General features: G+C 32.1%; 8 protein-coding genes. 2 read left to right on the top strand and 6 right to left on the bottom strand.

All coding sequences use genetic code 11. The annotated features are described in order from the left end of the window. Positions 1-3,697 (top strand): PAS domain S-box protein (locus tag ACJAZK_RS01260; protein WP_415222213.1); only part of this gene is annotated, 3,697 nt, incomplete at its 5' end. Next, entirely contained in the window at positions 3,690-4,799 is a 1,110-nt protein-coding gene (locus tag ACJAZK_RS01255; protein WP_415222212.1) for a sensor histidine kinase, read from the top strand. The genes ACJAZK_RS01260 and ACJAZK_RS01255, both read left to right, overlap by 8 nt. Positions 4,800-5,181: 382 nt before the next feature. Here ACJAZK_RS01255 and ACJAZK_RS01250 read toward each other — a convergent pair whose 3' ends face one another. The 6 genes from ACJAZK_RS01250 to ACJAZK_RS01225 all read right to left on the bottom strand — a co-directional run bounded on the left by ACJAZK_RS01250 (position 5,182) and on the right by ACJAZK_RS01225 (position 9,768). Further along, the gene (locus ACJAZK_RS01250; protein ID WP_415222220.1) at positions 5,182-5,325 is read right to left on the bottom strand and encodes a PLD nuclease N-terminal domain-containing protein; all 144 of its coding nucleotides are present in this window, start codon (positions 5,323-5,325) and stop codon (positions 5,182-5,184) included. A 510-nt stretch (positions 5,326-5,835) separates the two neighbouring features. Beyond that, complete coding sequence (locus ACJAZK_RS01245) at positions 5,836-6,396, bottom strand: hypothetical protein (protein ID WP_415222211.1); 561 nt, start codon at positions 6,394-6,396, stop codon at positions 5,836-5,838. A gap of 208 nt (positions 6,397-6,604) precedes the next feature. After that, a complete protein-coding gene (locus ACJAZK_RS01240) occupies positions 6,605-6,904 on the bottom strand; it encodes a type II toxin-antitoxin system RelE/ParE family toxin (protein ID WP_415222210.1) in 300 nt (99 codons plus the stop codon). After that, positions 6,897-7,148: a type II toxin-antitoxin system ParD family antitoxin gene (locus ACJAZK_RS01235; RefSeq protein WP_415222209.1), complete on the bottom strand. Its 252-nt coding sequence runs from the start codon at positions 7,146-7,148 to the stop codon at positions 6,897-6,899. Before ACJAZK_RS01235 ends, ACJAZK_RS01240 begins: the two co-directional genes overlap by 8 nt. A 690-nt stretch (positions 7,149-7,838) precedes the next feature. Further along, on the bottom strand, positions 7,839-8,228 hold the full coding sequence (locus tag ACJAZK_RS01230; protein WP_415222208.1) for a hypothetical protein: 390 nt from the start codon (positions 8,226-8,228) through the stop codon (positions 7,839-7,841). A 442-nt stretch (positions 8,229-8,670) separates the two neighbouring features. Then, the gene (locus ACJAZK_RS01225; protein ID WP_415222207.1) at positions 8,671-9,768 is read right to left on the bottom strand and encodes a response regulator; all 1,098 of its coding nucleotides are present in this window, start codon (positions 9,766-9,768) and stop codon (positions 8,671-8,673) included. Positions 9,769-9,770 lie beyond the last annotated feature (2 nt).

Genomic DNA, 9,770 nt, shown 5'->3' with positions numbered 1-9,770 from the left:
AGAACAATTAATAAATAAAAAAATATCATCAATTGTTGATGTTATAGAAGACCATTGGTTTACCTCTTTTGCTAGTGTTGATAAGACAGGAGAAGAAATTAGATTTAAGAGTTATGGCGCAGCATATAATAAGTTTTATCATGTTACCGCATGGAAATTTTCCGAAAATAGAGTTGGTGTTTCCATGACAGACATTACTGAAGCTGAAAAGGCTAAAAGTAAATTAAGAAAGAATCTTGAAAACGAAAAGAAAGTACGAACTAAAACTGAGGGTTTACTTAAAGAAAAGAGAGTACAATTACAAAAAACTATTTATAATTTAAATACTGCTAATGAAGAACTTTCTTCTCAAAACGCTTTGAAGGATAAGCGAACAAATGAATTAGCCGCTGTTAAAGTTGAACTGGAACAACAAAATAGTTGTTTAAATAAAGCGGCTATCGTTTCTGAAACTGATGCTGACTTTAATATTACATCTGTCAACGACAACTTTTGTGAACTTTACGAATACCATAGAGAAGAATTAATAGGTAAAAATCACAGAATATTAAAGAGCGGAAAACAGCCTGACGCCTTTTTTACTGATATGATATCAACTATTAGTTCTGGGAAAGTATTTAAAGGTAAAGTATTGAATAAGAAAAAAGGAGGACAACTATATTGGATGGACATAACCATTATGCCTTTTAAAGATCTAAATGGGAAAATAATTAAACATGTCGCTATTATGTTTGATATCAACGCCCAAACTGCACAAAAAGAAGTCCTCTTAAAACAAGCAGATAAACTAGCAATCGTTAATGCCGAACTTGCCGTTCAGAATAAAGATAAAGATCACAGGACAGATGATTTATTTCTAGCCAACAAAGAGAAACAAAAACGAGCAGAAGAATTAGCCATTGCAAATAAAGAACTTGCTTTTCAAAACGACGAAAAACAAAAACGAGCAGATGAACTAGCCATTGCAAACACCGAACTTGCTTTCCAGAACAGTGAAAAACAAAAACGAGCAGATGAATTAGCCATTGCAAATAAAGAACTTGCTTTTCAAAACGATGAAAAACAAAAGCGGGCAGATGAACTAGCCATAGCAAATAAAGAACTTGCTTTTCAAAACGACGAAAAACAAAAACGAGCAGATGAATTAGCCATTGCAAATAAAGAACTTACCTTTCAAAACGACGAAAAACAAAAACGAGCAGATGAATTAGCGATCGCTAATACCGAACTTGCCTTTCAGAATAAAGAGAAAGATAACAGGGCAGATGAGTTAATTCTAGCCAACAAAGAGAAAGGAAAACGAGCAGATGAATTAGTCCTGGCTAATAAAGAGAAAGAAAAACGTGCAAATGAATTAATCCTTGCTAATAAAGAACTTGCCTTCCAAACTGAACTTGATGTTTACCGTTCTGAAATGGAAAATGTAGCGCATGATTTAACATTATTAATTGATACTGCTAATGCTCCCATTTTTGGTATTGATAATAAAGGACTTGTTAACGAGTGGAACCAGACTTCTGAAAGTATTACTGGATTTACAAAAAAAGAAGTATTAGGAAAAGATCTGGTACAAACCTACATCACCGAGGATTACAGAGAGTCGGTAAAAAAAGTATTGTACGATGCTTTGCTTGGTAAAGAAACTGCCAATTATGAATTTCCGCTATTCGCCAAAGATGGACAGCGTGTAATGGTATTACTAAATTCAAGTACACGTCGTGATGCTAAAGGGAAAATAACGGGTGTATTAGGAGTAGGACAAGATATTTCTGAAATAGATAAACTACGAACGGCATCAGAATCCATTGCCAAAGAGTTAAGGCAGTTTATTGAAACCGCCAACGCACCTATTTTTGGTATTGATAGTAAGGGTCTTGTTAATGAGTGGAACCAGACTTCTGAAAAAATTACTGGTTTTACAAAAGCCGAAGTATTAGGGAAAGATTTGGTGCGAAACTACATTACAGAAGATTACAGAGAGTCGGTAAAAAAAGTACTAGACGACGCTTTGCTTGGTAAAGAAACTGCCAATTATGAATTTCCGCTATTTACGAAACATGGACAGCGTGTAATGGTATTATTAAACTCAAGTACACGACGGGATACAAATGGGAAAATTACGGGTGTATTAGGAGTAGGACAAGATATTTCGGAAATAGATACACTACGAACGGCATCAGAATCTATCGCAAAAGAATTAAGGCAGTTTATTGAAACCGCAAACGCTCCTATTTTTGGTATCGATAGTAAAGGACTTGTTAACGAGTGGAACCAAACTTCTGAAAAAATTACTGGTTTTACAAAAGCCGAAGTATTAGGGAAAGATTTGGTGCGAAACTACATTACAGAAGATTACAGAGAGTCGGTAAAAAAAGTACTAGACGACGCTTTGCTTGGTAAAGAAACTGCCAATTATGAATTTCCGCTATTTACGAAACATGGACAGCGTGTAATGGTATTATTAAACTCAAGTACACGACGGGATACAAATGGGAAAATTACGGGTGTATTAGGAGTAGGACAAGATATTTCGGAAATAGATACACTACGAACGGCATCAGAATCTATCGCAAAAGAATTAAGGCAGTTTATTGAAACCGCAAACGCTCCTATTTTTGGTATCGACAGTAAAGGACTTGTTAACGAGTGGAACCAAACTTCTGAAAGCATTACTGGATTTACAAAAGACGAAGTATTAGGAAAAGATCTGGTACAAACCTATATCACAGAAGACTACAGAGAGTCCGTAAAAAAAGTATTGGACGATGCTTTGCTTGGTCAAGAAACGGCCAACTATGAATTTCCGCTATTTACAAAAGATGGACAGCGTGTAATGGTATTATTAAACTCAAGTACACGACGCGACATCAATGGGAAAACTATTGGGGTATTAGGAGTAGGTCAAGATATCACTGAGTTGGCTGGTTATCGTAACGCGTTAGAATTGAAGGTAAATGAAAGAACCTTAAAATTAAACCAAGCATTAGAAAAGCAAAAAGAATTAAACGAATTAAAATCGAGATTCGTTTCAACGGCATCTCATGAATTTAGAACTCCGTTATCATCAATTAATTTTGCTGCAGGCTCTATTAAAAAATACTGGGCTAAAATGGAGCCAGTTATCATACAAAAAAAGCTAGACAAAATAGAAGATCAGGTTTTGCATATGACAAAACTATTAGACGATGTTTTAATTGTTGGTAAGGCTGAAGCAGGTAAAATTATACAACACCCTATAAATATAAATCTTGGAGACTTTCTGCATGAAATAATTAACGAAGTCTCTAGTGCCTCTGAAAAATCACACGATATAGCACTAATTGATGCCGAAGGTCTAAAAACTACTGACATTCTTATTGATGAAAAATTGGGCAGAAATATTTTTATCAATCTAATTGGTAACGCTGTAAAGTATTCTCCAAATGCTAAAAATATTACTATTGCCTTGTCCTCCGAAAAAGAGTACACCGTTGTTACGATAACAGATTATGGAATAGGAATTTCTAAATCAGAGCTTAAAAACATTTTCAAGCCTTTTTCTCGAGGAAAAAATGCTGATTTAATCCAAGGCACAGGACTTGGTTTAACGATTGCAAAAGACGCAATAGATATAATGGGAGGACAAATAATTGTCAATAGTACTAATGGAAATGGAACATCCTTTATTGTAAAACTTTTAAATAAGCAACATGTATAAAGTATTAATTGTAGAAGACACCTTAGCTATAAGGGAGGAAATTCATGATATTCTGTTCATGGAGGGTTATGAGGTTTTTCAGGCCGAAAACGGATTAATTGGTTTTGAAATCGCTTTGATAGAGCAACCAGATCTTATTATTTCAGATATACTTATGCCAGGCCTTAGCGGTTTTGAGATGTTTGAAAAACTACAAGCGAATAAGAAAACAGCGAGTATTCCATTAATTTTTCTTTCAGCAAAAGCGGAAAGGGAAGATATTAGAACTGGAATGAATTTAGGGGCTGACGATTATTTAACGAAACCGTTAAATATAAACGATTTGCTGAATGCTGTTGAAAATAAAATTAATAAAAAATTAATAATAGATCAAAATATTATTGATAAAACTGCAGCTTTATCTAAGATTCTTCAAAACCAAAAGAATGAACTAGATAATTATTCTCATTTAATTTCACATGAATTAAAATCTTCATTAAGAAATATTTCAGATATATTAACGTGGTCTCAAGAGGATAGGGATGAAAATGGTAGTTTTCAAGATGCTACTATTAACTTTCAAATGATGGAAGACAAAATAGAAAAAATGGACTTGTTGTTAGTAAAACTAGAACAATATAACAATATCACGTCTGCTACTTTTAAAAACAACATCGAAAACCTAAATACAATTACAAAACGGGTCATAAATCAAATAAATAATCCTCATATCAAAATTAAAATAACAAATGAACTGCCCACCTTATTTGTCGATGGAGATATGATGGAAAAAGTATTTGAAATTCTAATAAGCAATGCTATAGCTCGTGTTGATAAGGAAAATGGTCTCATTGAAATAGGGTGTGAAACAACGCAAAAAGATTATATTTTTTCAATCAAAGATAATGGAGTTGGAATACATGAAAAATACCATAAGAAAATATTCAAAATGTTTCAAGTAATCGAATCAACGAAATCTCTAGGGATTGGATTAAGTATTTTTAATAAAATTATTTCTCATTACAAGGGACAAGTATCATTAAAAAGTACTCCTAATGTAGAAACAACATTTTATTTTAATCTTCCAATTACCGAAGTATCTCCTGCAAATCAAATAAACTAATTCATCCGAAGAAAAAAGTGGGCTAACTATATGCAACAAAGTATTGTGGAGAATTAAGTAAAATTCTAGTAATGTTTAGTCATTCCTTTTTGTGTCAGGTTGATGTAAATAGAAGAACATTCTATTTAGAATTATGCAATCCTTGTATAGTAAGGGGTGAGATGTGGCCTAGCAATGTAATATAATTAGTGCAATTTATTTTCTTTCTGAGTTTGTTATAAAATTGTTGCTAACGTTTATGTATATGGAAAGATGCGTGTTTGCGTGCGAGGATTTTCCGAAGGAAAATCAGACGTAGCAAAAGTGCGACGACCTTTTTTTAAGCCTAACACCAGCAATTTTCATACACAGTGTTAGCTTTTAGTGCTTTTTTCTGAAGTTATTAATTCAGTTTTAATTTTTTACTCTTTCCAATAATTAAATATAAAAGTGAACCTAAAATTGGAAGTAATATAACAACTAAAGGCCAAATAATTTTGTCATTTTTCTGAAATTGATTTCTTAAAATATCTATTAAGCAAAAAATCCAAAGTCCAATGTAAATCAGTAATATGGCTTGCCAAATAAATAACCCTAAAGAAAATTATGTAATTGTTTTATCCACAATAATAGTTATTTAATACATTTTTAATTTCTCAACTTGCTAAATTCCGATTGAGTGAGATTCCGACTTATCAATTCAGTTTTTGATTGCGCAAACGAGCTAAAAAGGTCAGAGACAATTCAATTTAGAGTTTGAGTGATAATTCAGTGTATTTTTCAAAATTTGGCAACATAATTACTCGATTTTTACTTTCTTAAAATTCAAAAAAAATTCAAAAAAAAATCGGAAAATAAATAAGCTTTTTCAATTCACTAAACTTGCTCTAGCATTAAAGTTAACGTTGTTTTATATGCTTTGTTTCGAGGTATAAGCACCTAATTTAGTAAATACAAACCGAATAGAAAATCCGCTAGGATTTTTGTGAGTAGGCGAGTACGAGTCATTAATTATACTCGGTGTTAGGGGCTGGCTTTATTCTATTTGATAAATATTTTAATTAACCCATTCAAATGAGTCTATTGAAATACCTTGATAACAATCATCAGCACATCCATTTGGGACAAATCCACATAGCGTCATTAATCCATTAATTTCAGTTTCAAAGTATAATGTGTTTTTTTCTTTATCAACTACTAAATAGTCACTTGCACAAGAACTATATAGTTTATCTATTGTCAATGGTGATGCTCCTTTCTCATGACTACCTAATTCATCCTCATTCTCATCATAAGAATCTGTTATGATTCGTTCACCTGTTTGCTCATCAGCTCTAAATTCCTGATAACCCCTTGCTTTTACCTTACCGTCTATAACTTTTAATTTAGTTGTACTTCCAAAACCAGCCCATGATAGAAAAGTTGTTTGATATATATATGAATTCCCATTGGCGATTTTTAACTCAGTCCATTTATTAAGACTCTCGTTATAAGATAATCTATTTTCACTCTTTAATGAAGTCAAGATAGATAACTCATTTTTATTGGAATCATCATTTTTCTCAAACAAGGTAAACGTCAATGTGAGTGCAAAAAACAAACTCAGATATACTCTCATAATTTAATTGTTTAATATTAATTTTAAGATGTTTAAATCATTGTTCAGATTTAGTTATGCTTGCTGCTAACGTTTATGTATCAGGTTAGTTGCGCGGTTAAGCAATTAATTTAGCAAAAATGGAATGAGCCAGAGGGAATTCCGAAGGAATTTTCAAAATAAACAACGACCAAAGCAATTAATTATAAACGGTGTTGTGTGTAGTTTTTTATTCCGTTATCCTTTTCTTTAAATCCATTCTCTCGTTTAGAATTCTTGTAATTTCAGCATAGTTTTCATTTAATGTTCGGTAAAAAATGATATGTCGATTTGTTTTCATTGCGAGCAGATTTTGAGTAATTCCATCATAGTTTTTTCCTAAAAGTGGATTGTCTGCAATTTCTTGACAATTTGAAATAAGTGACTCATAATATTTGTCCGCTTGTCTTTCTGACCAAACTTTAAATGTATAATCCCAAATCGTCGATAAATCCTCAATAGCTTTATTCGTCAATCTAAATTCAGCCATTCGAGTGCTTTTTCGCTTTTAGAGATTCAAGATGTTTTTTTGGGTCAAAATCGTGAGCAATTCCGGTATCAATTCCGTCCTGAACCGCTTTCTTTAACGCGATTACCTTACTTTCTTCTTCTTCTAAAAGTCTTAATCCAGCGCGAATAACTTCGCTAACGTTTTTAAATCGGCCTTCACTTATTCGACTTTGAACGAATTGATCAAAATAATTTCCGAGTGATATTGATGTATTTTTGTTCATTTTGATACTACTTGACTCAAATATACCAAAAATTGGTATAATGACCAAATTCTCAAATTACACACAACGTGTTTCTTTAGTTTGTATTAAATATCTTTAAATAGAAAAAGAGGAGAACTATAACGTGTTTTAGAATTATAGATCCATGACACGTACGTGTATGATTAATGGCGTATTTAAGCAACTAATTAAGCAAATAAAAACCGAATAGAAAATCTGCGAGGGTTTTTGTAAATAGGCGAGAACTAGCCATTAATTATACACGGTATTCTATGCAGTTTTACTTCACTTTAACCCCTTTGGTTTTATAGATTCTATTTTCATAAATAACAGAGGGCTGTTTATTTACATTTAAATTAAAAGTTAAACGCCTATATTCTCGGTTTTTACGTATTTTTATTAGTGAATGATGGCAGATTTACAGATAGCAGTATCAGTGTCTTATTATAAATATTACTTTCTAAACAAAGGTGTAAATTATTCTAAACCAAGTGTTACGGAATCCCGTTTTGGTTTAATTCTAATCGACTAGAATAGATAGATGTAAAAGTTGCAAAGTGCATAAGCTACAAGAAAGATCGTAACATACACTAAGCCAAGTTTAAATGTGCCTGCTTACTTATCAGTATAGTTGTCTATTTGCGAATTGTAACGTTTATCTTTTTTCTGAAATAGTTGCGTAGGATAAAGTTAACTATTCTTTTCAAATAGATAATGGTAAACATTTTGATTGCCAACGGTTATTGCATATGCATCTAAAAAACTACACCTATTTTTTTTCATGTAGTTTAATGCATCAACTACTGTATTAAAAACGATTGGTTTTCCATTTTCATCTCTTTCAGTATCGTTCTCAAAAAAAGTACTTCTCTCACCATAATCTACACTAATAGTGACCTTTTTACTTAAAAATTTAGAGGTTGCCATGACTAGCGCATAATGTCCATTATAAGTGCTATTTTGATGTTTATAAATATATTCTATACCGTTTTTTTTTGCATCTAATAATGCTTGCCTTTGTTCTTTGCGCTGACTAAAACAAAATATGTTAACTAATAATAATAAAGTAGTATTTTTCATTTGATTTTTGTTTTGAATTATTGCATAACTAGTTATTGTTTGAGATATTTTGGGAGAAGTTTAAAATTATTTCGACCCCTTTGGAGGAACTCATTTGCCGATAAGGGCTATAGCAGCCGTGAGAACTATGTGTTTTTAGATCGGATTAATTCATTGAGTCTTATACTACTTCATGGCATGTATAATCGTGGTCCGGAAAGATTTGTCCGCGATTTAGACAGGTATTACTATGTTTTCCTAAAGGTGAGATCATTTCTTTTAAGACCATATTTAAGGATTACCGGAAAGACGACTTAAAGAAAGCCAGTTGGAGCGCAATAAATCAATACAAAGATTGTCTTATAAATAGAAGTTGTCTAAGGAAAAGAGTCAAAGAGAAATTTTTTTAGGTCATTTATTTTAAGCTTTTTAATCAAAATACAGTGTTGCCTCATGGTTTTTATTAAGCTATCAAAAAGGATAATTTAACACAGCTTCCTTTGGGCTTGTTTCCGATTATGCTCAATTCGCCTTCATAGAAGTTTATGAGTTTCTTACTAATGATTAATCCAAGTCCTAAACCTTGTTGCTCCATCTTTGATCGGTTAAATTGAGTGAAGGCTCCAATTTGGCTTAGTGTTACGTCATTAAACCCTAAACCTTTATCAATAATTGTAATATGAACATGAGAATCATCTAATTCTACCTCAATGATAACGTTATCTCCTTTATTAGAAAACTTGAATGCATTGTCAACAATATTGACAATAATGACCTCAAAATGAAAAGAACTTATCTTTATATTAAAAGGCTTAATATGTAACTTGATGTCTGACTCGCGATTAAATTTTTGAGCTATAATTTGACTTTGTACTTCCAACTCTTGTTCACCTATCATTGTAATTTCTTTTTTTAATGACACTTTATTTTTGTCATTATTTAATAGTAATTCAACTTCAGTATAATAAATAAACTTTTGAAAAGTGTTTAAAAGCCGATGACCAGAATCAAAAATCCCCGAGGCAAAGTCTCTAAATTCTTTATCATCTATCGCGACCTCTGGATCTTTCATTAATCCCGATAAGCCAATAATGCCGTTAAGTGGCGTAAGCAATTCGTGAGGGATTGCAAAGCTAATATTGTATTGTAAGGTCTCTAGTTTATTATTTTCAGATTGTTTTCTTTTTTTCTCTTTGTATAAACGACTCTTAATAGATTTGATTAGCAATTCAATATCAAATGGTTTGGCAATATAATCATCGGCTCCCAATATCATGCCTTCACGTCTATTTTCAATTGTCGCTTTTGCTGTTAAGAAAATGAAAGGTGTGTGCTTAAGGTTGTTGATGTTTTGAATGTCTTCGAACACCTCAAAACCATCTTTTACAGGCATCATAATGTCACATAATATAAGATCAGGTAAATGTTCTTTGGCTTTATCAATTCCTTCTTGTCCGTTTTCTGCGGTAAATACCTGCATGCCCTCAAAAATTAATATCTCTCTAAGTTCTTCACGAATACTTTTAGTATCCTCAATGACTAATATTTTATATTTTTTCATAA

The organism is Psychroserpens sp. (assembly GCF_047633235.1).
GTDB lineage: Bacteria > Bacteroidota > Bacteroidia > Flavobacteriales > Flavobacteriaceae > Psychroserpens.
The sequence above is the reverse complement of the archived record's forward strand: the minus strand, read 5'-3'. Positions and strand labels throughout refer to the sequence as shown.